This is a genomic window from Kitasatospora sp. GAS1066B, from assembly GCF_041262605.1.
Taxonomy (GTDB): domain Bacteria; phylum Actinomycetota; class Actinomycetes; order Streptomycetales; family Streptomycetaceae; genus Kitasatospora.
In genome coordinates this window covers 1-22,794 of sequence record NZ_JBGCCO010000012.1, presented here as the reverse complement: position 1 = coordinate 22,794, position 22,794 = coordinate 1, and the positions used below count along the sequence as shown (strand labels likewise).

At 72.4% G+C, this 22,794-nt stretch carries 19 protein-coding genes and 3 pseudogenes; 10 read left to right on the top strand and 12 right to left on the bottom strand.

Annotation, left to right across the window (positions count from 1 at the left end; all coding sequences use genetic code 11):
- Window positions 1–153: 153 nt before the first annotated feature.
- The 3 genes from ABH937_RS15400 to ABH937_RS15390 all read right to left on the bottom strand — a co-directional run bounded on the left by ABH937_RS15400 (window position 154) and on the right by ABH937_RS15390 (window position 4,654).
- Complete coding sequence (locus ABH937_RS15400; RefSeq protein ID WP_370218465.1) at window positions 154–2,166, bottom strand: putative Ig domain-containing protein; 2,013 nt, start codon at window positions 2,164–2,166, stop codon at window positions 154–156.
- 695 nt (window positions 2,167–2,861) lie between these two features.
- Window positions 2,862–3,491, bottom strand: a complete 630-nt coding sequence (locus ABH937_RS15395) for a TetR family transcriptional regulator (RefSeq protein ID WP_280689902.1) — start codon at window positions 3,489–3,491, stop codon at window positions 2,862–2,864.
- A 131-nt stretch (window positions 3,492–3,622) separates the two neighbouring features.
- Window positions 3,623–4,654 (bottom strand): aldo/keto reductase, encoded by a 1,032-nt coding sequence (locus tag ABH937_RS15390; RefSeq protein ID WP_370218464.1) that lies wholly within the window; start codon window positions 4,652–4,654, stop codon window positions 3,623–3,625.
- Between the two features lie 290 nt (window positions 4,655–4,944).
- On the opposite strand from ABH937_RS15390, the gene ABH937_RS15385 reads away from it, so the two are divergent.
- The 7 genes from ABH937_RS15385 (at window position 4,945) to paaE (ending at window position 13,773) form a co-directional block, all read left to right on the top strand.
- Complete coding sequence (locus ABH937_RS15385) at window positions 4,945–7,464, top strand: RICIN domain-containing protein (RefSeq protein WP_370218463.1); 2,520 nt, start codon at window positions 4,945–4,947, stop codon at window positions 7,462–7,464.
- A 1,025-nt stretch (window positions 7,465–8,489) separates the two neighbouring features.
- Window positions 8,490–9,839 carry a M20 family metallopeptidase gene (locus tag ABH937_RS15380; protein WP_280691643.1) on the top strand — a complete coding sequence of 450 codons (1,350 nt, stop codon included), beginning with the start codon at window positions 8,490–8,492 and terminating at the stop codon, window positions 9,837–9,839.
- Window positions 9,840–10,071: 232 nt separating this feature from the next.
- The gene (paaA, locus tag ABH937_RS15375) at window positions 10,072–11,043 is read left to right on the top strand and encodes a 1,2-phenylacetyl-CoA epoxidase subunit PaaA (protein WP_280691642.1); all 972 of its coding nucleotides are present in this window, start codon (window positions 10,072–10,074) and stop codon (window positions 11,041–11,043) included.
- Window positions 11,036–11,323 carry a 1,2-phenylacetyl-CoA epoxidase subunit PaaB gene (paaB, locus tag ABH937_RS15370; RefSeq protein ID WP_370218462.1) on the top strand — a complete coding sequence of 96 codons (288 nt, stop codon included), beginning with the start codon at window positions 11,036–11,038 and terminating at the stop codon, window positions 11,321–11,323. Before paaA ends, paaB begins: the two co-directional genes overlap by 8 nt.
- A 13-nt stretch (window positions 11,324–11,336) precedes the next feature.
- Window positions 11,337–12,218: a 1,2-phenylacetyl-CoA epoxidase subunit PaaC gene (gene paaC / locus ABH937_RS15365; protein ID WP_280691640.1), complete on the top strand. Its 882-nt coding sequence runs from the start codon at window positions 11,337–11,339 to the stop codon at window positions 12,216–12,218.
- On the top strand, window positions 12,212–12,706 hold the full coding sequence (paaD, locus tag ABH937_RS15360) for a 1,2-phenylacetyl-CoA epoxidase subunit PaaD (protein WP_280691639.1): 495 nt from the start codon (window positions 12,212–12,214) through the stop codon (window positions 12,704–12,706). The genes paaC and paaD overlap by 7 nt, the downstream gene beginning before the upstream one ends.
- Window positions 12,706–13,773 (top strand): 1,2-phenylacetyl-CoA epoxidase subunit PaaE, encoded by a 1,068-nt coding sequence (paaE, locus tag ABH937_RS15355; protein ID WP_370218461.1) that lies wholly within the window; start codon window positions 12,706–12,708, stop codon window positions 13,771–13,773. Before paaD ends, paaE begins: the two co-directional genes overlap by 1 nt.
- 53 nt (window positions 13,774–13,826) lie before the next feature.
- Here the strand turns inward: paaE and ABH937_RS15350 are convergent, their stop codons facing one another.
- Window positions 13,827–14,897: an FAD-dependent oxidoreductase gene (locus tag ABH937_RS15350; protein WP_370218460.1), complete on the bottom strand. Its 1,071-nt coding sequence runs from the start codon at window positions 14,895–14,897 to the stop codon at window positions 13,827–13,829.
- Between the two features lie 37 nt (window positions 14,898–14,934).
- Entirely contained in the window at window positions 14,935–15,306 is a 372-nt protein-coding gene (locus tag ABH937_RS15345) for a YbjQ family protein (RefSeq protein WP_370218459.1), read from the bottom strand.
- Window positions 15,307–15,407: 101 nt separating this feature from the next.
- Between ABH937_RS15345 and ABH937_RS15340 the strand changes: the two genes are divergently transcribed.
- Both ABH937_RS15340 and ABH937_RS15335 read left to right on the top strand, forming a co-directional pair.
- Complete coding sequence (locus tag ABH937_RS15340) at window positions 15,408–16,328, top strand: hypothetical protein (protein ID WP_370218458.1); 921 nt, start codon at window positions 15,408–15,410, stop codon at window positions 16,326–16,328.
- 38 nt (window positions 16,329–16,366) lie between these two features.
- Window positions 16,367–17,116, top strand: coding sequence for a peptidyl-tRNA hydrolase (locus tag ABH937_RS15335; protein ID WP_370218456.1), 750 nt, complete (start codon window positions 16,367–16,369; stop codon window positions 17,114–17,116).
- Window positions 17,117–17,835: 719 nt separating this feature from the next.
- Here the strand turns inward: ABH937_RS15335 and ABH937_RS15330 are convergent.
- From ABH937_RS15330 to ABH937_RS15315, 4 genes and pseudogenes are all read right to left on the bottom strand, one after another.
- Window positions 17,836–18,474: a hypothetical protein gene (locus tag ABH937_RS15330; protein ID WP_280691633.1), complete on the bottom strand. Its 639-nt coding sequence runs from the start codon at window positions 18,472–18,474 to the stop codon at window positions 17,836–17,838.
- 12 nt (window positions 18,475–18,486) lie between these two features.
- A complete protein-coding gene (locus ABH937_RS15325; protein WP_280691632.1) occupies window positions 18,487–18,615 on the bottom strand; it encodes a hypothetical protein in 129 nt (42 codons plus the stop codon).
- A gap of 76 nt (window positions 18,616–18,691) precedes the next feature.
- Window positions 18,692–19,189 (bottom strand): annotated as a pseudogene (locus tag ABH937_RS15320) (trypsin-like serine protease); the annotation flags it as partial.
- Window positions 19,190–19,291: 102 nt separating this feature from the next.
- Window positions 19,292–19,471: a hypothetical protein gene (locus ABH937_RS15315; RefSeq protein WP_280691631.1), complete on the bottom strand. Its 180-nt coding sequence runs from the start codon at window positions 19,469–19,471 to the stop codon at window positions 19,292–19,294.
- Between the two features lie 87 nt (window positions 19,472–19,558).
- Between ABH937_RS15315 and ABH937_RS15310 the strand changes: the two genes are divergently transcribed.
- On the top strand, window positions 19,559–19,945 hold the full coding sequence (locus ABH937_RS15310; protein ID WP_280691630.1) for a nuclear transport factor 2 family protein: 387 nt from the start codon (window positions 19,559–19,561) through the stop codon (window positions 19,943–19,945).
- A 108-nt stretch (window positions 19,946–20,053) separates the two neighbouring features.
- Here the strand turns inward: ABH937_RS15310 and ABH937_RS15305 are convergent.
- From ABH937_RS15305 to ABH937_RS15295, 3 genes and pseudogenes are all read right to left on the bottom strand, one after another.
- Window positions 20,054–20,726 (bottom strand): annotated as a pseudogene (locus ABH937_RS15305) (integrase core domain-containing protein); the annotation flags it as partial.
- A gap of 326 nt (window positions 20,727–21,052) precedes the next feature.
- Window positions 21,053–21,820: a cyclopropane-fatty-acyl-phospholipid synthase family protein gene (locus ABH937_RS15300; RefSeq protein ID WP_370218454.1), complete on the bottom strand. Its 768-nt coding sequence runs from the start codon at window positions 21,818–21,820 to the stop codon at window positions 21,053–21,055.
- Window positions 21,821–22,392: 572 nt separating this feature from the next.
- Window positions 22,393–22,654 (bottom strand): annotated as a pseudogene (locus tag ABH937_RS15295) (transposase family protein); the annotation flags it as partial.
- Between the last annotated feature and the right edge of the window lie 140 nt (window positions 22,655–22,794).

Sequence of the window (22,794 nt, the reverse complement as noted above, 5' to 3'; positions counted from 1 at the left end):
GACCCTATCGCGATGCTCGGGCACGCACAGTATCCACGCGATGGCTCGATGTGCAGCCTGGTCGGACCACTCAGGTCGATCTTCTCGTTCGGACAGCCCGAAGGGCCGTGGCACACGGCCACGGCCCCCGGTATCAGACTGGCTGACGCAGCGTCAGCTGGCGTTCAGTGCGGTGTCGTCGATCACGAAGCTGGTCTGTGCGGAGGAGGAGTTCTCCACGCCGGTGAACTTCAGGGCGACGCTCTTGCCCGCGTAGGAGGAGAGGTTGAGGTTGATCTGGGTGTAGCCGTTGTTGGCGTTGAGGTTGCTGTAGGTGGCCAGGGTGGTGCCGTTGGCGGTGACGGTGAGCTTGTCGGCTGCGGTGGTGCCGGTCTTGTTGGTGTCGATGTGCAGCCAGAAGCTGAAGTTCGCGGAGCAGCCGGTCGGGATGGTGACGGTCTGCGCCAGGGTGTCGGTGTGGGAGGAGCCGTAGCCGTCCAGCCAGGCGTCGTAGTTGCCGGAGTGGGCGGGCTCGCTGACGGTGTCGCTGTTGATGACGCCGGAGGTCGCGGTCCACGGGGAGGCGCTGCCGGTCTCGAAGCCGGCGTTGCCGAGCAGCTGGCCGCCGCCGGTGCAGCCGCCGCCGGAGCCGCTGACGGTCCAGCCGAAGGTGGTGGAGCCGGTGGCGCCCGTGGTGTCCTTGGCGGTGACGGTCACGCTGTAGCTGCCGGCGGTGCTCGCGGTGCCGGAGATCAGACCCGAGGAGCTGATCGACAGGCCGGTCGGCAGGCCGCTGGCGGAGTAGGTCAGGCTCTGGCCGGAGGCGCTGTCACTCGCCTTGACCTGCAGGCTGACCGCGCCGCCGGCGGCGGTGGTCTGGCTGCCGGGGCTGGTCACCGTGACGGTGTTGCCGCCGGTGCTGCCGCCCGCGGTGAAGGCCGCCAGGCCGTTGGGGGTGCCCCAGCCGGTCGGGCCGTCGTAGCCGGTGCCCGCGGTGCAGAGGTAGGACGGCGAGCAACTGCCGTTGTTGCCGCTGGTCACGTCGTTCAGCGCCGAGGTGTGGGCGTACGGGTAGGACGCCGGGTAGTCGCTCGCACCCGGGGTGCCGGCGTCCGCGTAGACGCTGGCGATGATCGGCGAGGAGGCGCTGGTGCCGCCGTAGACGGCCCAGCCGGAGCCGCCGTAGGTCTGGTAGACCGCGACGCCGGTGGCCGGGTCGGCGACCGCGGAGACGTCGGAGACGGTGCGGTTGCTGCAGCCGGAGTCGGTCTGCCAGCTCGGCTTGGGGTCGTAGGCAGAGCAGCCGGAGCCGGTGCCCTCGGTGCTGCTGGTGTTCCAGACGCTCTCGCTCCAGCCGCGGGCGCTGGAGTCCTTGGTCAGCGCGGTGCCGCCGACCGAGGTCACGTACTGCGAGGAGGCCGGGTACTCGGCGCCGTAGCCGCCGTCACCGGCGGAGACGGTGATGGCCACCCCGGGGTGGTTGAAGTACTGGCTGTCCGAACTGGTGTCGGTGGAGTCCTCGGAGCCGCCGTAGCTGTTGGAGACGAACTTCGCGCCCTGCGAGACGGCCTGGTTGACCGCGGTGCCCAGGTCGCTCATGTTCGCCGAGGTCGCCTCGACCAGCAGGATGTGCGCGTTGGGCGCGGCGGCCGAGACCATGTCCAGGTCCAGCGAGATCTCGCCGGCCCAACCGGTGTCACCGGTGGGGTAGTTGGTGCTGCCGTCCTCGGCGATCTTCTTGAAGCAGCCGTTCGCCGTGGTGCAGGCCGGCAGGCCGTACTGGGAGCGGTAGGTGGCCAGGTCCGACTCGGCGTTGGGGTCGTCCTGCGCGTCGACGATCGCCACCGTCTGCCCGGCGCCGCCGTTGGCGGGCAGGTTGTACGCGCTCTGCAGGTCGCTGGGGCCGTAGCCGGACGGCGTGGCGTTCGGCGAGACGGCGTGCAGCGCGAAGGCGTGCGGCTGGGTCACGTTGGTGCGGGCCAGCGCGAGGCAGGCCATCTCGCCGGGGTGGGTCGGGGCGGCACAGACGTGCTTGACCGTGACCTGGTCGCCGGCGGGGCCCTGCGCGTCGGCCGCGTGGGCGGTCGGGGCGAGCAGGCCCAGGGCGGCGAGTGCGGTGGACGGCAGGACGGCGGTCAGCGCGCGCAGCTTGCGCGGGCGTGGGCCGGCCGAGGTATGGGTGCGCAAGGGAGAACCCTCCGTGGGGGTCGGGGCCGCGCCTGGCCGGCCTGGGGTACGGCCGGGGACCGGGACGGGCCCGTGCTGGTGGATCTCGGCACGTGCGGATGGCCCGACGGCTGGTGGCCGCGGGCCGACGCACCGCACGCGGGTGCATGCCGCATGCGGTGCGGGCAGTGGGGGTGGCACGGGTGGTGCGGGATGGCACGGGTGACACGGGTGACACCGGGCAGCGCGGATGGTGCGCAGAGCACGGGCGATGCGATGGCACGGGCGGTGCGGAGAGCACGGGCAGTGCGCGTGGCGCGGGCGGTGCACGTGCCACGGGCGGTGCGGATGCGCTGATCGGTACGGCGTGACCGGCCCGCCTGCCGGGGGCCGCGCACGCGGGTGGGGGAGCGAGCGCAGACTGCGAAGCCATCACTGGCAGGGGCATGACATCTGATGGGATGTCAAGTACCTGACAGCAGAAAGCCCCACACCCGACCGCGATGGCGCGGGTTGGTGTGGGGCTGACGCTAGTGCGCGGTCAGGATCGGCGGCAAGGCACGGGAGCGATCCTTTACACGGATGAAATCCTCAACTTGGCTGATCAGTGGCGGTGTTCGCGGAAAACCGGCCGCCCGTCGGATTGACGTACCGTCAGTTCTACGTCACTTCTCCACGCCACTTCTCTGCGTTACTTCTTCGCGTCACTTCTCGCGTCACTTCTTCGCGGGGCGCGGTTTCGCTTCGCCGTTGCCCCACTTGCCGCGCAGGCCCGCGTGCAGCAGGGACCAGAGTGCCTCGAAGTCGGCGCTCGAGCGGCGTTCGTCGGCCCACTCGGCGGCGTGCGCGGGGTCGTGGAAGTGTGCGGTGGCCTGGAACACCGCACGGGCCATGGTCTCGACCTGGACCGCGCTGAACTCGCCCTGCCAGATGCCGTCCTGGATGACGTGCGCGAGCTGTGCGGTGAGCGTGTCCAGGTGCGCGTCGACGGTGCCGCTGTTCTCGGTGACCAGGGTGAGGTAGGTGGCGAACAGCTCGGGGTCGTCCAGCGCCTTCTTGCGCTTGGCCGCGAAGAGCGTGGCCAGCCAGCGGTGCAGCCGCTCGCCGGCCGGGCCGGCCTCCAGGGTGATCGCTTGCAGGCTCTCGTGCTCCTGGTCCAGCCAGCGCTGGGTGACCGCCTCGCGCAGCGCGGCCTTGCTGGGGAAGTGCCGGTAGACGCTGCCGTGGCTGACGCCGAGGACGCGCGCGATGTCCACCACGGTGGCCTTGGCCGGGCCGAACCGCCGCAGCACGTCCTCGGCCGCGCTGAGGATCTGCTCGGGGGTGAGGGTGGTGTCGCTGGTCACGGAGCGCTACGTCCTATCTGGTGCGGCGGATGCGGCCGACGGCTGACGGCTGACGGCTGACGGCCTGGGCTGTCGGAAGGCCCGAGCGGTCTTCCCGGGGTGATGCCCGCCCCGGGAGACCGCCGATCGACTCAGTGCTCGCGGGGCGCGCTGTGCTCGCTCCGCTCGCTGTCGAGGTGGGCCATCTGTGCGGCAGCGTACCTCTCACCAGCGGCGGCATCGGCGGGGACGGCCGCCTCGATGGCCGCGAGGTCGGCGGCGTCCAGGTGCACGTCGACCGAGCCGAGCGCCTCGCTCAGCCGCTCCCGGCGACGGGCGCCGACCAGCGGCACGACGTCCTCGCCGCGCCCGGCGACCCAGGCGATCGCCACCTGGGCCACGCTGGCGCCCTTCGCCTCGGCGATCGCGCGCAGCGCCTCGACCAGGGCGAGGTTGTGGGCCAGGTTCTCCCCCTGGAAGCGGGGGCTGTGGCCGCGGAAGTCGGTGCCGGCCAGCTCGCGCTGCGGCGTCCAGTGGCCGCTGAGCAGGCCGCGGGAGAGTACGCCGTAGGCCGTCACGCCGATGCCCAGCTCGCGGGCGGTGGGCAGCACCTCGGCCTCCGGGCTGCGGGAGATCAGCGAGTACTCGATCTGCAGGTCGCTGATCGGGTGCACGGCGGCGGCCCGGCGCAGGGTCGCAGCGCCGACCTCGGAGAGGCCGATGTGGCGGACGTAGCCGGCCTTCACCAGGTCGGCGATGGCACCCACGGTCTCCTCGATCGGGACGTTCGGGTCGAGCCGGGCGGGGCGGTAGACGTCGACGTAGTCGGTGCGCAGGCGGCGCAGCGTGTAGGCGAGGGCGGTCTTGGTGGCGGCGGGGCTCGCGTCGTAGCCCAGCCAGGAGCCGTCCGGGCCGCGCTGGGCGCCGAACTTGACGCTGAGCTGGACGGACTCGCGGTCGCGGCCGCGCAGCGCGTCGTGGATCAGCAGCTCGTTGTGGCCCATGCCGTAGAAGTCGCCGGTGTCGATCAGGGTGACCCCGGCGTCCAGGGCGGCGTGGATGGTCGCGATGCTCTCGGCCTCGTCGGCCGGGCCGTACATGTCGGACATGCCCATCGCGCCGAGGCCGAGGGCGGAGGTGGTGGGGCCGGTGCGGCCGAGCTTGCGGGTGCCGATGACGGTCATCTGGGGCTCCGGGGGAGGGGGTGGGCGGGGTTGTGCGGGGCGGGGCGGGTGGCGGGTGCCCTGGGAGACAACTTTGGCATGACGGATGACAGATTTCAATAACTGTCATCGGTCAGCTGTCCGCTGACATCGGTCATCCGTCATCCGGACGCGCCCAACTGTCACCCCGCGCACGATCCTTGACGGTGCGTCATCCCGTCCCTACTGTGTGATTTTGCTCAGTTGCGTTCGTTTCACCGCACCCCCCGCGCATAATCCCCCACGGCGAACCACGGGAGTACTGCATCCAGATGCGAACCCACCCCCGAACCCACCCCCGCACCCGACCGCGCAGCCTCGCTCCGGCCACCCTGGCTGTCCTCGCGCTCTGCCTGTCCCTGCTCACCAGCCGCGCCCAGGCCGCGCCGGCCCCCGCCGCGCCGCCCCCCGCCGCCTCGGCGACCACCTCCCGCGCCGCCGCCCAAGCGGCGATCGCCCCCACCACCGTCACCGTCGACGGCACCTCGTCCGGCCGCACCTTCGACGGCGTCGGCGCGATCAGCGGCGGCGGCGGCAACTCGCGCCTGCTGCTCGACTACCCCGAGCCGCAGCGCGGCCAGATCCTCGACGACCTCTTCGCCCCCGGCCACGGCGCCGCGCTGCAGATCCTCAAGGTGGAGATCGGCGGCGACACCAACTCCACCGACGGCGCCGAGTCCTCCATCGAGCACACCCGGGGCAGCATCGACTGCGACAACGGCTACGAGTGGTGGCTGATGGAGCAGGCCAAGGCCCGCAACCCGGGGATCAAGCTCTACGCCCTCTCCTGGGGCGCCCCCGGCTGGATCGGCAACGGCAACTTCTGGTCCCAGGACACGATCGACTACCTGATGTCTTGGCTCGGCTGCGCCAGGCAGCACAACCTGACCATCGACTACCTCGGTGGCTGGAACGAGCGCGGCTACAACGCCGCCTGGTACGAGAACCTGCACGCCACCCTGGCCGCCACGGGCTTCGGCGCGACCAAGGTGGTCGGCGCCGACGACACCTGGGACATCGCCACCGCGATGCGGAGCGACCAGGCGCTGAACGACGCCGTCGACATCGTCGGCACCCACTACCCCTGCGGCTACATGTCGGCGATGACCAGCTGCAGCAGTACGCCCGACGCGCAGGCCACCGGCAAACAGCTCTGGGCCAGCGAGAACGGCTCCGAGGACGCCGACACCGGCGCCGCCCCGATCGCCCGCGCCCTCAACCGCGGCTACCTGGACGCCAAGCTGACCGCCTTCATCAACTGGCCGCTGGTCGCCGGTCTTTACTCCAACCTCGGCTTCAACACCATGGGCCTGGTCACGGCCGACCAGCCGTGGTCCGGCGCCTACGCCGTCGGCCGCAGCACCTGGGCCATCGCGCAGACCACCCAGTTCACCGCGCCCGGCTGGCAGTACCTGGACACCGGCTCCGGCTACCTGGCCGGTGACCGGGCCAACGGCAGCTACGTCAGCTACGCCGCACCCGACCGCAGCGCCTGGAGCAGCGTCTTCGAGACGATGGACGCCACCGGTCCGCAGACCGCGACCCTGCGCGTCACCGGCGGCCTGCCCGGCGGTGCGCTGCACGTCTGGTCCACCGACTTCTCCTCCAACTCCTCGACCGCGCACCTGGTCCCGGGCCCGGACCTGGCCCCGGCCGCCGACGGCAGCTACCGGCTGACCCTGCAGCCCGGCCGGATCTACACCGTGACCACCACCACCGGACAGGGCGCCGGCGCCGCCAGCTCCCCGCAGCGCAGCGTGCTCGCCCTGCCGTACCAGGACAGCCTGGCCGGCACCGGAACCGGACAGGAGGCCCGCTACTTCAGCAGCATGAACGGCGCCTTCGAGACCGAGCCGTGCGCCGGCGGCCGGGCCGGCAACTGCCTGCGCCAGCAGGCCCCGACCACCCCGATCCGGTGGACCGACGAGAGCGGTGACCAGCCCTACGCCACCATGGGCGACCTGAGCTGGACCAACTACACCGTCGGCGCCGACGCCCTGCTCGAGCAGTCCGGCACCGCCGAACTGCTCGGCCGGGTCGGCACCCAGGGCCGCAACAACAACGGCCTGAACGCCTACAACCTGCGGGTCGGCGACGACGGCCGCTGGACGATCCTGAAGGACGGCCAGAGCTGGACCTTCACCACCCTCGCCTCCGGCCAGGTCGCCGCGCTCGGCCTGAACACCTGGCACCACCTGGAGCTGTCGTTCCAGGACAGCACCATCACCGCCCGGCTCGACGGGGTCACGCTGGCCACCGTCACCGACAGCAGCTACGGCGCCGGCCAGATCGCGCTCGGCACCGGCGGCTACTACAACGCGCAGTTCAGCAATCTGTCCATCACCCCGGGCGACAGCACCTCGCTGGACGGCACCTACCAGCTGGTCAACGGCAACAGCGGCCAGCTGCTGGACGCCGCCAACCAGGGCACCGCCGACGGCACCCCGGTCATCCAGTGGCCGGGTGACGGCGGAAGCAACCAGCAGTGGCGGCTGACCGCCACCGGCGACGGCTACTACACCGTCACCGGCGTGGCCAGCGGCAAGGCCCTCGACGTGCCGAACACCAGCCCGGTGCCCGGCACCCAGCTCGACCTCTGGACGCCGAACGGCGGGACCAACCAGCAGTGGCTGGTGGTCCCGGCCGGCAACGGCCGCTACACCCTGGAGTCGCGCTCGGACGGGGAGCTGGTCGACATCAACGGGGCCTCGCTGGTGATGGGCGCCGAGGCGATCGAGTGGCCGGCGAACGGCGGCGCCAACCAGAGCTGGCAGCTGGCCAAGGTCGGCTGAGCGAGGCTGAAACAGCGCTGAGCAGGGCTGAACAGGGCTGAACAGGGGTGGGGGGGGGCGCCCCCCCCCGGGGGGGGGCCCCCCCCCCCCCCCCCCCCCCCCCCCCCCCCCCCCCCCCCCACCCCCCCCCCCCCCCCCACCCCCACCCCCCCCCCCCCCCCCCCCCCCCCACCCCCCCCCCCGCCCCCCCCCCCGCCCCCCCGCCCCCCCGCCCACCGCCCCCCCCCCCCCGCCCCCCCCCCGGCGCCCCCCCGCCGCCGGGGCGGGCGCCACGGGGGGGCGGCGCGGGGCTACCCCCGGGGCGCGCGGCCCCCCCGGGGGGGCCGGGGGGGGGGCCCCCCCCCCCCCCGGGGGCGCCCCACCACCCCTGACGCGCGAACCGCTCAGCAGCCGACCCGCCCATCACCCATCCGGCGTGGATCGGTGCGCCGTTGGCGATTCGCCATGCTGAAGCGTCGCGGCGGGTCCATCGTGGAGGAGTGGGCGCGATCCGGTGACCGCGTCCGCTCCGGCCGGTCCGGGTCCGTGCGCCGCGACGTGCCAACAGCCGCGCCCCGACATCCCCGCCAGCACCGCTGGCGAGCCCGCGCACGCCCCCGGTCCGGTCCGCGGCATGGGCCACCTCGCCGGAAACCGACGCGTTCTTCTAGGCTCACTTCGGCTTCCCCTGCCACGGTGTCACCCGCACCGCAACCCGGAGGCCGCTGCCCACGGGGGTCCCGGCCGCATCGGGACCGCCGGATCGAGCGAGGAGGACGTATGTCGAGCAGTCGTTCCATCGCACCACAGACCCTTCGGCCACCCGCCGTCGTACGGCTGGCGAGCCGGCGGCCGGCCGGTCGCCGGCGCACGTCGGACAGTCCACAGTCGTCGGACGGTCCACGGCCGTCGGGCCGCTGCCCGGCGGCCGCCCCGGTCTGCTGTCCGCCGGCCGCCGGTCGGGCCCGCGCCGTGATGGCCGGCCGAGGCGGCCGCCCGGTGACGCCGGGTGCGCTGAGTACGGGCCGCGGCCGCGGAGGTGTCCGATGAGTCCGCACACCACGACGCCCACCACGACGCCCACCACGACCTCGACGTCCCCAGCCACCGCCGCCACAGCCACCACTGCCGCCACGGCCACGGTGGCCACCTCCCGGTCGGCCGTCGCCGACCCGGCCGCCGACGACGAGACGCTCCCCACGCTCCCGGGCACCCTCACCGCCCGGGCCCGTACCCTCTCCGTCGCCGTCCGCCGCCGCTGCGCGGACCTGGCCCGGATCGAGTCGCCGAGCGGCGACGCCGAGCGGCTCAACGCGCTGGCCGAGGAGCTGTCGGCCGGCTACCGGGCCACCGGCGCCGAGGTGAGCCGGGAGAAGGGCGCGGCCGGCGACCACCTGCTGCTGCACTGGCGCGGCCAGCACGAGGACCTCCCGCACCTGCTCTTCGTCGGCCATCACGACACCGTCTGGCCCGCCGGCATCCTGGCGGACTGGCCGGTGACCGAGCACGACGGTGTGCTCAGCGGCCCTGGCGTGCTCGACATGAAGGGCGGACTGGCCCTCCTCGAAGGCGCCTTCGCCCTCCTCGCCGATCTCGGCCTGCGCCCGTACCACTCGGTACGGGTGGTGGTGACCTCGGACGAGGAGGTCGGCAGCCCGGACGGCCGCCGCGTGGTGGAGCGCCAGTTCCCCGGCGCCGCCGCCGTCCTGGGCCTGGAACCGCCGCACGAGGACGGCCGGCTGAAGACCGCGCGCCGAGGGGTCAGCCGGGTCAAGCTCACCGTCACCGGGCACGAGGCGCACGCGGGCAACCATCCCGAGGACGGCACCTCGGCGGTCGACGAGCTGGTGGACCAGCTCGTCGAGATCCGCGACCAGTTGGGCCACCAGCCGGGCACCGAGCTGAACACCGGCCGGATCCGTGGCGGCACCAGGGCGAACGTGATCGCCGGGCAGGCCGAGGCCGAACTGGGCCTGCGCTTCGCCACCCCCGAGGCGCAGCGCAGCACGCTGGACAGCCTGGCCCACCTGACCGCGCTGCGTCCGGGTGCGCTGATCACCACCGAGGTGCTCTCCAGCCGGCCGGCCTGGCCCGAACGCTCCGGCGGCAACGCGCTGCTGCATCACGTGCGCACGCTGGCCGCCGCGCTCGGACAGCAGGTCGACGGCGCCCCGGCCGGCGGGGCCGGGGACACCAACCTGGCGGGCGCCCGCGGGCTGCCCACGCTGGACGGCCTGGGCGCGGTCGGCGCCGGGCCGCACGCGCGCGACGAGCGCATCGAGCTGGACCAGCTGGCGCCGCGGATCGCGCTGCTGGCCGGGCTGCTCGCGGTGCCGATGCCCCGGCTGCGGCCGCGATCGGGTGCGGCACCCGAGGCGGTGCGGCCGCGCCCCTGAGCCGGCGGCCGGCCCGGCGCCGGTCCTGAGCCGGCGTGGTGCCGGCATCGTGGCGTAGCGCCGGCACCGTGCCGGCGTCCTGCCGAGGGCGGGCCCGCAGGTCGGGCCCGCCCTCGGCGTTCTCCCGGCCGTGCCCGCGCCGTTTCGGCCGGTCAGCGGAGGGGTCCTTGTCATTGGTAGGCCGATGGCTACACAATGGAACCGACCGAACGGTCAGTCGGGAGGAATCGTCATGGTGGCAGTGCAAGCGGCCGACACCGCCGAGCCCGGGGTGCCCGCCGGGCTGGCCGAGCGCTTCGAGGCGGTGGTCGCCGCCGAGCAGCGGATCGAGCCGCGCGACTGGATGCCGGACGCGTACCGGGCCACCCTGATCCGCCAGATCGCCCAGCACGCGCACTCCGAGATCATCGGCATGCAGCCCGAGGGCAACTGGCTGACCAGGGCGCCCTCGCTGCGGCGCAAGGCGATCCTGCTCGCCAAGGCCCAGGACGAGGCAGGCCACGGCCTCTACCTCTACGCGGCGGCCGAGACCCTCGGGGTGGACCGCGCGGAGCTGACCGAGAAGCTGATCAGCGGCCGGCAGAAGTACTCCTCGATCTTCAACTACCCGACGCTGAACTTCGCCGACGTCGGTGTGATCGGCTGGCTGGTGGACGGCGCGGCGATCTGCAACCAGGTCCCGCTCTGCCGGTGCAGCTACGGTCCGTACGCGCGGGCGATGGTGCGGATCTGCAAGGAGGAGTCCTTCCACCAGCGCCAGGGCTACGAGCTGCTGATGACCCTGATGCGCGGCACCGAGGGGCAGCGGCGGATGGTCCAGGACGCGGTGGACCGCTGGTGGTGGCCGTCCCTGATGATGTTCGGCCCGCCGGACGCCGAGTCGCCGAACACCGAGCAGTCGATGGCCTGGCGGATCAAGCGCCACACCAACGACGAGCTGCGACAGCGATTTGTCGATATGACGGTGCCGCAGGCCGAGCACCTCGGCATCACCCTGCCCGACCCCGAGCTGAGGTGGAACGAGCAGCGCGGCGGCTGGGACTTCGGCGAGCCCGACTGGTCCGAGCTGATGCGGGTGATCAAGGGCCAGGGCCCGTGCAACACCCAGCGGATCGACCGCCGCCGGGCCGCCCACGAGGAGGGCGCCTGGGTCCGCGAGGCGGCCGCGGCGTATGCGAAGAAGCGTGAGGAGTCCCATGTCTGACCACACCTGGCCGCTCTACGAGGTCTTCGTCCGGCCACGGCGCGGCCTGAACCACGTCCACGTGGGTTCGCTGCACGCCTCCGACGACCGGATGGCGCTGCTCGCCGCCCGCGACCTCTACACCCGCCGCAACGAGGGGGTCAGCCTCTGGGTGGTCCGCTCGGCGGCGATCACCGCCTCCACGCCCGACGAGCGCGACCCGTTCTTCGAGCCCAGCGGCGACAAGGTCTACCGCCACCCCACCTTCTACGACATCCCCGAGGATGTCCCGCACATCTGATCCGGGGGACCCGATGACCACCGATGACCACGTCTACCTGACGCTTGCCGAGGGCGACCACGAGGCCGAGGCCCGCTGGGCGTACGGCACCGGCTTCGCCGACCCGCTGCTCGGCGTCGACACCACGGTGCCGCCGGACGTCGACGGAGCCGACCTCTCGCTCTACTGCCAGCTGCTCGGCGACGACGCGCTGATCCTCGCCCAGCGGCTGATCGAGTGGTGCACCAAGGCGCCCGAGCTGGAGGAGGAGGTGGCGCTGGCCAACCTCGGCCTCGACCTGCTCGGCCAGGCGCGCCTGCTGCTCTCCCGGGCCGGGCAGGCGGACGGCACGGGGCGCACCGAGGACGACTTCGCGTACTGGCGGGCCGAGCACGAGTTCCGCAACGTGCGCCTGGTCGAGCTGGACAACGGCGACTTCGCGTTCTCCATCGCCCGGCTGCTGCTCTTCGCCACCGCCCGCCGCGCGCTCTACCAGCGGCTGGCCGCCGCCTCGCCCGACCCGGTGCTGGCCGCCGTCGCGGCCCGCGGGGTCAAGGAGCTGGCCTACCACCAGGAGTACGCGGCCGCCTGGACCGTGCGGCTGGGCGACGGCACCGCGTACTCGGCAGCGCGGATGCAGGCCGGCCTCGATGCCGTCTGGCCGCTGCTCGACGAGCTGTTCACCGCCCACGAGGCCGAACTGCGGCTCGGGCTCGACCCGGCCGAGCTGCGCGAGCCGGTGCTGGCCGAGCTGGCCGCCGTGCTCGCCGAGGCCGAACTGACGGTGCCCACCGCCGGGCCGCTGGCCCGGATCGGCGGCAAGGCCGGGCGCGAGGGCGTGCACACCGAGGCGCTCGGGCCGCTGCTGGCCGAGCTGCAGAGCGTGGCCCGCGAGCACCCGGGGGCGACATGGTGAGCACCCTGGCCGCCCGGCACGCCGCCGAGATCGCGGGCGCCGTGCCCGACCCCGAGCTGCCCATGCTCACGCTGGCGGACCTCGGCGTGCTGTCGGAGGTCGAGCAGGACGGCGCCGCGGTGACCGCCTGGCTCACCCCGACCTACTCCGGCTGCCCAGCCGTCGCCGAGATGGCCGCCGACGTGGAACTGCGGCTGCGCGCGGCCGGTTTCACCGAGGTCCGGGTGCGGCTGCGGCTCGACCCGCCGTGGAGCACCGACCTGATCACCCCCGCCGGCCGGGCCAAGCTCGCCGCCGCCGGGATCGCCCCGCCGGGCCCGTCGTCCCCGGGGCTGCTCCAGCTGGGGCGGACCAGGCTTGCCGTCGACTGCCCGCAGTGCGGCTCGGCCGACACCGAGGAGCTGTCCAGGTTCGGCTCCACCGCCTGCAAGGCGCTCTGGCGCTGCCGGGCCTGCCGAGAGCCGTTCGAACGCATGAAGGAGATCTGATGGCGACCCGCCGCGCGCAGTTCCACCCCCTGCGGATCGCCGCGCTGGACCGGCTCTGCGACGACGCGGTGGCCGTCACCTTCGAGGTGCCCTCCGGCCTCTCCGCCGACTTCGCCTTCCGGGCAGGACAGACCCTGACGCTCCGTCAACTCGCCGACGGCGCCGATGAGCGGCGCTCGTACTCGATCTGCTCCCCGGCCGGCGGCCCGCTGCGGATCGCCGTGCGCGAGGTGCCCGGCGGGCTCTTCTCCGAGCACCTGGTGCGCCGCGCGGCCGTCGGGGACACCGTCGAGGTGCTGCCGCCCAGCGGCGCCTTCACCGCCGACCTGAGCGTCCCGGCCCGTCACGTGCTGATCGCCGCCGGCTCCGGCATCACCCCGATGGTCTCGATCGCCGCCACCGTGCTGGCCGCCCACCCTTCGTCGACCGTCACGCTGCTCTACGGCAACCGGCGCAGCGACACCGTGATGTTCGCCGACGAGCTGGCCGACCTCAAGGACCGCTACCTGGACCGCTTCGAGCTGCTCCACGTCCTCTCCCGCGAGGCCAGGGACGCCGAACTGCTCAGCGGCCGCCTGGACACCGACCGGGTCAAGTCCCTGCTGGCCGCCCTGGTGGACGTCCCCGCCGTCGGCCACTGGTGGCTCTGCGGCCCGTTCGCCATGGTCGCCGAGACCCGCGAACTGCTGGGCTCACTGGGCGTCCCGCCACAGACCGTGCACCAGGAACTCTTCCACGCCGAGGACGAACCGATCACCGAGCGCGCGGACGACGAGCCGTCCGCCGAGGGCCGCAGCGAGGTCACCGTCGTCCTCGACGGCCGCCGCAGCACCCTGCGCCTGCCGCGCGACCGCAGCGTGCTGGACGGTGCCCAGCACTCCCGCCCCGACCTCCCCTTCGCCTGCAAGGGCGGCGTCTGCGGCACCTGCCGGGCGTTGGTCACCGAGGGCGAGGTGGAGATGCGCCGCAACTTCGCCCTGGAGGAGAAGGAGTTGGCGGCGGGCTATGTGCTGACCTGTCAGGCGCGGCCGGTGACGGACAAGGTGACGGTGGACTACGACGCCTGAGCACGTACCGGGTTGTCCGGGGGAGTCCTGGACGGCCGGGGTCGGGAGCAGCCCTATCCGGGCTGAAGAACGGGCGTGCCGATCAGCTTCACGAGCCCGTTGACCGCCGCCCGTCCCGCCCGGTTGGCGCCGATGGTGCTCGCTGACGGGCCGTAGCCGACCAGGTGGACGCGCGGGTCGGCGACCGCCTGCGTGCCGTCGAGGCGGATGCCGCCGCCCGGTTCGCGAAGGCCCAGCGGTGTCAGGTGGCTGACCTCGGGGCGGAAGCCGGTGGCCCAGATGATCGCGTCGACCGGGGTCTCCTCCGAGCCCCAGGCGATCCCGTGCTCGGTCAGGTGGTCGAACATCGGGTGCCGCTGAAGCACCCCCAACTCGCGCGCCCGCTGCAGTGCCACCGAGGGGCCCAGCCCCGTCACGCTGACCACGCTGCGCACCGGCAGTCCCTGGCGCACGCGCTCCTCGACCAGGGCGACCGCCGCGCGTCCTGCCTCCGGGCTGAACGGGCCGTCGCGGAAGGCCGGTTCGCGCCGGGTCACCCAGACCGTCTCGGCGACCTCGCCGAGTTCGGCGAGCAGCTGGATCGCCGAGGCGCCGCCGCCCACCACGGCCACCTTCTGCCCCGCGAACGAGGCAGGCTCCCGGTAGTCGGCGTAGTGCAGTTGGCGGCCGCCGAAGTGGCCGGGGTAGTGGGGGAGGAAGGGGCGGGTCCAGGTGCCGGTGGCGTTGATCAGGGCCCGGGCGGACCAGCTCCCGGCGGTGGATTCCACCAGCAAGCGGTCTCCCGTGCTGTGCACCGCGCCCACCCTGGCGGGGCGTACCACCGGCAGCGCGTGGCGGGCCTCGTACGCGGCGAAGTACCCCGGCACCACCTCCCGCGCGGGGGCACCCGGATCGGCCGGCGGCAGCTCGAAGTCCGGGAGGTCGTGGAAGCCGTGCACGGTGGCCATCCGCAGCGAGGGCGCGCGGTGCGCCCAGGCTCCGCCGGGTGCCTGGTCGGCGTCCAGCACCACGAAGCCGTCGAACGGGGCGAAGCCGCGTCGGCGCAGGTGGTAGGCGGCGGACAGGCCCGCCTGGCCCGCGCCGATCACGACCACGTCGACTTCGGTTGCGCCTTCAACAGTCACGTCCGTGAAACATCGCGGGCGTCACCGGATGTTCCCGTCAGCCGGTCGGGCTGATCACCACCGCCGTGCCGTACGCGCAGATCTCCGTCCCGAGGTCGGCCGCCTCGGTCACGTCGAAGCGCATCGCCAGCACGGCGTTGCCGCCGCGTGCCTTGGCCTGCTCGACCAGCCGCTCCATCGCCTGGTTGCGGCTCTCCACCAGCGTCTTGGTCAGCCCTCGCAGCTCGCCGCCGAGCATCGACTTGAACGAGGCGCCGATCTGCGTCCCCAGATGCCGACTTCGCACTGTGAGTCCGAACACCTCCCCGATCACCCTCTCCACCCGGTACCCCGGCACGTCGTTGGTGGTGACCACCAGCACATCGGCACCCGGCCCGGGCCCGCCACCGTACTCATCGAGATTGCTCATCCCCCCATCCTGCGGGCCCGGTCCCGCCACGTCCGGCAACCGCGCCCGAAAACCTCCACCGCACCGGTGAGTGCCGCAGCGAAAAGCCGTACCGTAGGCGCATGGGCGAGCGACGTGATCATCCGCAGGGGCCGGGCGCGACCGACAATCCGGGGGCGCTGGAGGTCGAGGCGACCGTGGTGCTCGGGATCCGGGTGACGGACTGGCCGGCACTGCGGGCCGCGGCCGTGGCGGCCGTCGAGGAGTTCGACTTCACCGGGATCGATCCCGCGAGTCAGCGGATGGAGCTGTTGCGCGAGGTCTCCGAGGACCCGCACGCCGCGCTCGGCGCGCTGCTGCATCCGGACCGGCTGATCGGCGCGGTGCCCGGGATCGAGGCGATCGGCGGGACCCTGGAGATCAGCGCCACCGAGGACTTCGCGCCGGACTTCGCCGAACTCTTCCCGCTGGACGGCGAGGACGGCGAGCCGGGCGACTGGACCCTCACCCCGCGCACCGCGTGCCTGCTGCACACCCAGCTGCTGGCCCTGGCGGACGCCGCCTACGACGATCTGGACGAGCACGGCGACGAGCCGGTGGCCGACGAGGACGACCAGGACTGGGCCATCTTCGCCCGCCTGCCACAGGCCAGTTGGGGCATGCACCGGTCCTGGCGCCGCGCCATGGCCCGGGCCTTCGACGACCTGGCCGAGGACCTCGGGCTCGGCGAGTGGCCGCTGCCGCGCTGCCCGGGCGAGGAGCTGGCGCTGCGCCTGGCGCTGGCCGACGCCCGCGCGTTGCTGGGCTCGCAACCCCAGGCGGTGGCCGACCTGATGGGCGACCTGCCCGCCGACCTGTACGACTACGACTGGGAAGGCTGCTCCGACGAACTGCTCGGGGTGTACGACCTGGCCGGAGCGGACTCGGACGAGGACAGTTCGGCGCGGCTGGACACGCTGCTCTCCGCCACCCACCCCGAGGGCTGGTTCCTCCCGTACGAGGAGGCGGAGGAGCGCGAGCCGGGCCGCGGCTACCGCAGGTAGCCGACGGGACGGCCGAGCAGCGCGGGTAGCCTGTCGGGGTGACCACCTCACCTTCCGAGCCCTTCGACCCCCCGAGCCCGGCCGCCGCCCCCGTGGACCGCGACGCCAGGCCGCAGTACGTGCTGCCGCTGGTGGTCCACCTGGAGAAGGCCGACCCGCCGGCCCGCACCGACGCGTTGGAGACCTCGGCCCGCGCGGTGCTCACCCTGCTCGCCGACCCCAGGGCGAGTGGCGACGGCGAGTGGGCGGAGCTGGTGCACGCCTGGGAGGACGCCCGGATCCGCAAGGTGGTCCGGCGGGCGCGCGGTGGCGAGTGGCGCAAGACGGGGGAGCTGCCCGGCATCACCGTCACCGGGGAGCACGCCGAGGTGCGGGTCTTCCCGCCGGTCCCGCTGGACGGTTGGCCCAAGGAGCTGGCCAAGCTTCAGGTCTCCGGCACCGAGCTGAGCGACCCGCAGGACGTGGTGCTCGCGGCCCCGGGCGAAGGCCTGCCGGTGCTCTGGCTCAACCCCGAGCTGGAGATGAGCGCCGGCAAGACCATGGCGCAGACCGGCCACGCGGCCCAGCTCGCCTGGTGGCGGCTGGACGAGGCGCAGCGCAAGGAGTGGGCGGAGAGCGGCTTCGCGCTGGCGGTGCGCACCGCGGAGCCAGCGCGCTGGAGCGAGTTGAGCGACGGACGGCTGCCGCTGGTGCACGACGCGGGCTTCACCGAGATCGCCCCCGGGCCAACCGTTGCAGTCGAAGGCGGCACGCGCTACTGCCCCACCCCGCGCCTACGGCGCCCGTGAACGCACCACGCTGAACCCAACACGGCAGCGTAGCGGGTGAGGAGCGCGCGTTCCCGGCAGCCGCATGCCTCCGGCCGGTCCTCTCTCACTGGGCATCGCTCCCGCCGCGAAGGGTGGTCGGGGCGAAGCAGGACGCCCCGGCCACGGCGGGCACCGGTTTCAGGTGCCGTTCCGGTCGCAGCAAATTGCTGCCGCCGGAGATTGGGGTTCAAGCAATCAAGCCTTCGCCATACCGCGCGGGTCCCCCGGCACGCGTCCCAGGCACCTGGGCCCGGCCACCGTTCCTGGCATGCTCTGGTCCCCTTCGCCTTTCGGTTCCAGGTAAGCCCTCGGACCCAGCAGACCTCCCTTCGAGTCTGTCCCGCCTGCGTCGGGGATGCGTCAGAGCGCTTTGTGGCGCACTGGTTGGCCTTGACCATCAGCAGGAAGTGGGCCTTCTTCTCCTCCACCAGGAAGCGCGCGTGGGCGCGCTGGGTGTGCGGGGCGTCTGCCGTGACGGTGACCCGGTCAGGTCGTAGGGTTCCAGCAGCGAGGCGAAACACGTGATTTCGCTGGTCTGGTCGGGAACCCGCAGCTGGGTGACGGTCCGGCCGTCGCCGGTCGCCGGTCGTCGTCCGCTCCGGCGACGAGCCCTCGTTCTTCGACCTCGCGCAGCAGTGGCCCCCGGCGGGCGAGTTCGAGTCGGGCAAGGTGGAGTAGCGGCGGGCATCCGCGCCCCGCTACTCCACCAGGTGCTCGTAACCCTCCACCAGTAGCTCCCCGTACTCGAACTTCGCGCCGAGCGCCACGTACCGGTCGTACTGGGCCCTGGTGATCCCGGGCCCGTAGGCCGTGAGTTCGAGCAGGAGCAGGCGGAAGGCGAGTTCGCACGACACCTGGGTCGCCACCAGGTTGAGCGCGGGCACGACGCCGGGCACGTAGTGCCAGTTCGCGCGCAGCGCCCCCGCCAGCATGCCGGTCGAGACCAGCATGATCTCGTCCAGCACCGCCCCGGTCAGGTGGGCGTAGGCGTCCCGTGGAACGCTCGCCCGGTAGGTCGGGTCCTCCTTCAGGAGCCGCTCCTGACAGAGCTCGACGATCTGCCGCAGCCAGTCACGGCCCTCCCAGCCCTCGGCCGCCAGGTCGTGACAGCGGTCGGTGGCAGCCGACCAGAGCGCCTCGATCGCCCAGGTCGGCACGGCCGAGTCGGCCAGCCGGAGCGCGTCGACCAGCAGGGCCTGCACCACTTCCGGGGGGTTGCCGACGGCGTAGGCCCTCAGCAGGTCGAGGTCGCTCCCCCCTCGTTCCCGCCAGCCCTGCTGGAAGGTCCTGATCAGGTTGCTGAGACCGAAGTCCAGCTCGCGGTATCGCTCCGTCATGGCTCCTCCTCGCTATTTGGCCAGGGGGAAGATCGAGGCGACGATCCACCCCTTCTTGTCGGTCGGGTCAAGCCTGCTCTGGACCCGGACCGTGGTGCCGGCGTCCACGATGCCGACGGTGTCGACTCCGTTGACGGGCACCTTCTTGTAGACCTTGCCCAGGGAGGTTATCGGCTGTCCGTCCGAGCCGACCAGATCGGGCGTCGCCCTGGCAGACGGTGACGTCCGCGGGGGTGCCGGGGGAGAGGGTGATGCTGGTCGGGTTCACGGCGCCGGTGGTGAAGACGGCGCTGTGCGAACTGCTGGGCAGCCACTCGGTCTTCGTGCGGCCGAAGCCGACGACCTGGAGGCTCTCGGCCGCGCTCGGCGCGGTACTGGACACCGCGATCGGGGCCCCGTCGGTGACGGGCTGGGCGAGCCGGGCCATCACGAGGTCGCGGTCGGTGCGGGGGTCGAGCTCGGCGATGGCCAGGGTGTGGCTGCCTATGGTGGCCGTGGTCGCGGTCTTGGGCGCGCCCGAGGGCACCGTGCTGAGGTCGGCGGGGTTGTCGGCGAAGCAGCTGGCCGCGGAGAGCAGCCACTGCGGGGCGACCAGGGTGGCGGTGCAGGAGCGCGAGCCGGGGTGGCGGGGCTGGCCGACGGTGATGGTGCCGACGGCCGGAACGGAGCTGGTGGGGGCGGTGGCGGCCGGGCCGCCGGTGGCGTTGAGCTCCAGCAGGGTGGTGGGCGCCGGTGGAGGTGCCTTCGCCGACCGGGGTCCAGGCGTTCTTGGCGATGTCGACGCTGGTGACGGTGCCCGCGGTGTTCAGGGTGGCCTTCAGGGCGTGGTCGTCGCCGTCCGGCTGTACAGCTGCACCAGGTTCCCACCTGACGCGCAGTCGGTGAGCAGGATGTGCCCGTCACCCGACTTGAGGGTGATGTTCTGGGAGGCCAGGATCTGCGCCGCCCCGGGGTAGCTGAAGTCCTCCACCGCCGAGGGCGGCGTGGCCGGAAACATTGCCGTCCTGGTCGGCAGCCTGCTGGCGACGGTGGGCGGGCCGCGAGCAGCGGCTCGCACCCGGGTGGCTCGGGTACTGTGCCTGGCATGGACACCGATCAGGCCAGTGCGTCGACCGAGGACCTGCGCTCCGCCGAACGCTGTCTGCAGGCCGCGCAACTTGCCGCCGACGTCACCGCACTTGACGCCCTGCTCGACGACCGCCTGGTCTTCACCGGACCGGACGGGCGCACGTACGCGAAGGACGACGACCTGGAGCTCCAGCGGAGCGGCCGACAGCGCCTCACCCGTGTCGACGAGGAGGACCTTGCCGTCCTGGTCGTGGGCCCGACCGGTGTCACCTGGTTCCTCGGCACGCTCGCCGGAACCTTCGAGGGACGGGAGTTCACCGCGCGCGTGCGCTACACGCGCACCTGGGTCCACACGCCCCGCGGCGGATGGCGCGTCATCGCGGCGCACGTCGGCCCCGCGTAGGGCAGGTCCGGCACGGGCCCGCGTCGCTGCGGCGGCGTCATGGCTGCCCAGCGGTGCGGTGGGGCGCCAGCGCGAGGTTGTAGGTGCCAAGAACCACGTCCGTGCTGGTCACGCTGCATGTTGGTATTCGTGCAGAATGCCGCCGAGGCGCTCGCGTCGGCGGACGTCGAGGTGGGTGAGCCCGGTCGGGTTCGGCGACGGGTTCGGGCAGTGGGTGTAGGGGCGCGGCGCTGGCGAGGCTGCGGTGGGGTCTGTGCGTGTTGTAGAACTGCTCGTACTCGCGTAGCGCGTGGAGTAGGTGGTTCTGGTTCCAGATGAGGGTGCGGTCGAGGAGCTCGGTTCGGCAGGACCGCACCCAGCGCTCCATGATCGCGTTCATCCGCGGCATTCGGATGCCGGTCTGGACGACCTCGATGCCCTCGGCCCGCAGGACGGCGTCGAAAGCGGCTGGGTAGCGGACGTCCCGGTCCCGGATCAGGAACTTCACCCTGGTGCCCGTGTCCTGAAGGTCCATGACCATGTTCCGAGCGAGCTGGGTCGTCCAGGCCGCGGTCGGGTGGGCGGTCGCGCCGAGGACCCGCACGCGCCGGGTGGCATGCTCGATCACCGCGAGGACGGTCACAGTCGCCCCGGTCAGTGTCCTGGTCTCGAAGAAGTCGGCGGCGAGGATGGCGTGGGCTTGGGAGCGGAGGAACGGCGCCCAGGTGGTGTGGTCGCGTTCGGGTGCGGGGTCGATGCCGTGCTCCTTGAGAATGTTCCACACGGTGGAGGCGGCGTCCTTGTCGCGGTCGCTCATCGGCAGGAGCCGTATCAAGATGAACACACTTGTCAAGGCCAGGTAGGGCAGTCGCAGCAACACCGGACCATCCTGGAACCGACCGGAACCAGCTGGCAAACACCGAGCGAGACCTCCGCTGTCACTCGACCGGCCGGCCTCGCGACAGTGTCCATACGTCAACTGACCAGCACGGACGTGGTTCTTGGCACCTACAGCGTCGAGTCCGCGTCGCGGGTGGGACCGGACCGGCGTGAGTACGTGCGGCACCTCGACAACCTCAACGATCGGTCGGTAGACCACCACGCTGGGAAGCCGAGGCTGCTCGCCCCTCAGCTCACGGGAACGAGGGTCAGGTAGGCCAGGCCCATGACGCCGCGATAGCCCCGGAGCCACATGGCGCGGTGGCGGTCGACACGGTTGCGGGTCTCCTTCGCCAGGGGGTGGTCGGGGTGGGCGGCAAGCCATTCCTCGACGTCGGACTGGTAGGCGGACTCGAAGTCGTCCCATTCGTCGAGGTTCGCGGTTTCGATCCAGGCGGGGCGAAAGCCCGCGGCGATGGCGAGGTCGACGAGATCGGGGAGGTCGTGGAACTCAGCGGGGGAGGCGTCGGGCCACATGGCCGACAAATCGCTTGGAGTGGGCGTGCGTTGCCAGAAGCTCTCGCCGAGAAGGACACGGCCGCCCGGGGTGACCAGGCGGCGAAGAGCGCGCAGGGCGGCAGTCGTGTGCTCAGGTGGCTGGGCGTCGCTGAGCGCGTGGCTGGCGCTGAAGCAGAGAACGAGGTCGGCGGGGCCATGGGCGGTGTCGACGGCGGACTCCTGGACGAAGCGGACGCGCTCGCCCAGCCCGCGGGCCTCAGCGTTGGCGCGCCCGCGGGCGAGGTCGTCCTCATTGAGATCGATGCCGACGCCGGTCGCACCGGGCGTCGCCTCGAGGAGGCGGAGCATGAACTCGCCCCAGCCGCAGCCGATGTCGAGCACGGTGACCGGGGTGGCTTGGGCGCTGAGCCGGCGGATCATCCTGGCGGCCCGGTCCTCGGAGAGCGGGCCGTGGAAGGTGAGCCGGGTCAGCCGCGGCGGGGCGGTGGTGTCATCCATGAGCCAGAACGGTAGGGCTGGCTCAGCTGTCGGCGACACCGGTTTTCCGTGCGGCGGTGCCAGGGCGGGCAGTCGACGGCTACCTCGCCAGCACTGGTCTGACCATGGGCAGCTGACCGACATCACGAATTCAACTTCAGTAGCGGCCGGGGTCGTCCGGGCCGGCTATGGCGGAGCGGGTCCGGGCTGATGACTTCCCTGCCAAGTCAACGTGTTGAGCCACGCAGGCCGGAGCGAGGTTGCTGAGGGGGCTCGTCCGGCTAGCCCCTCAGCAACCCCAAGATCAGTCGCTTTCCACGCGCTGATCAGTGGCGGAGAACGCACGGGGCCCCGAGCCGTGTGACAATAACGCACTCAAGGCTGTCTCGTAACTCGGCTGGCAGCATTGGGGCATGCGCCTGGCCGAGTGTTCTGACCTCAGTCGGCGAGCGCGAGGTTGTGCATGCGGGCGACGCGGCTGGCGGCCCAGTAGACGGCCGGGCCTCTACGCCGGCACGCGCGGAGGATCTTCCGACGGCGTGTTCGACCCGTGCCCGTACTCGGCGGTGGGAGCGGTTGGCGTCCTTCTGCCGATCGATGATCCGGTGGGCAGCTGTCGGTGAGACACCGAACGGCGGTGCCAGTTGGCGCATCGTCAGGTTCGTCCGGTAGTAGACCGCGACCAGCAGCACCCTGTCCTCCAGGGACAGCGCCCACGGCCGGCCCGGCCTGGATGGGTCCAGTGCCCGGCCGCCGCGGTACTTCACCGCCTGGACCCAAGCGCCTGAACTGGGCCGGGCGTAGCCCGGTGAGCACCTCGATGAGCTCACGACGCTCCGCCGACAGCACCTGCACACCCAGACCAGCGCCACGCAGCCTACGGAGTTACGAGACAGCCTTTAGCTTGATCTTTAACCTGTGCGGCGGGGGCGAGGGGTGTTGGACTTCTTCGTCTTCTTCGCTGCTGGCTTCGTCGTGCCTGTCTTGCGGGCTGT

Bases quoted from the DNA above. Each gene is read 5' to 3' on its own strand.
- ABH937_RS15340 (WP_370218458.1), top strand. From the start codon at position 15,408: ATGGGCGAGCGACGTGATCATCCGCAGGGGCCGGGCGCGACCGACAAT.
- ABH937_RS15330 (WP_280691633.1), bottom strand. From the start codon at position 18,474: ATGACGGAGCGATACCGCGAGCTGGACTTCGGTCTCAGCAACCTGATC.
- paaA (WP_280691642.1), top strand. From the start codon at position 10,072: ATGGTGGCAGTGCAAGCGGCCGACACCGCCGAGCCCGGGGTGCCCGCC.
- paaE (WP_370218461.1), top strand. From the start codon at position 12,706: ATGGCGACCCGCCGCGCGCAGTTCCACCCCCTGCGGATCGCCGCGCTG.
- ABH937_RS15300 (WP_370218454.1), bottom strand. From the start codon at position 21,820: ATGGATGACACCACCGCCCCGCCGCGGCTGACCCGGCTCACCTTCCAC.
- ABH937_RS15310 (WP_280691630.1), top strand. From the start codon at position 19,559: ATGGACACCGATCAGGCCAGTGCGTCGACCGAGGACCTGCGCTCCGCC.
- ABH937_RS15380 (WP_280691643.1), top strand. From the start codon at position 8,490: ATGAGTCCGCACACCACGACGCCCACCACGACGCCCACCACGACCTCG.
- ABH937_RS15315 (WP_280691631.1), bottom strand. From the start codon at position 19,471: ATGTTTCCGGCCACGCCGCCCTCGGCGGTGGAGGACTTCAGCTACCCC.
- ABH937_RS15390 (WP_370218464.1), bottom strand. From the start codon at position 4,654: ATGACCGTCATCGGCACCCGCAAGCTCGGCCGCACCGGCCCCACCACC.
- paaC (WP_280691640.1), top strand. From the start codon at position 11,337: ATGACCACCGATGACCACGTCTACCTGACGCTTGCCGAGGGCGACCAC.
- paaD (WP_280691639.1), top strand. From the start codon at position 12,212: ATGGTGAGCACCCTGGCCGCCCGGCACGCCGCCGAGATCGCGGGCGCC.
- ABH937_RS15345 (WP_370218459.1), bottom strand. From the start codon at position 15,306: ATGAGCAATCTCGATGAGTACGGTGGCGGGCCCGGGCCGGGTGCCGAT.
- paaB (WP_370218462.1), top strand. From the start codon at position 11,036: ATGTCTGACCACACCTGGCCGCTCTACGAGGTCTTCGTCCGGCCACGG.
- ABH937_RS15385 (WP_370218463.1), top strand. From the start codon at position 4,945: ATGCGAACCCACCCCCGAACCCACCCCCGCACCCGACCGCGCAGCCTC.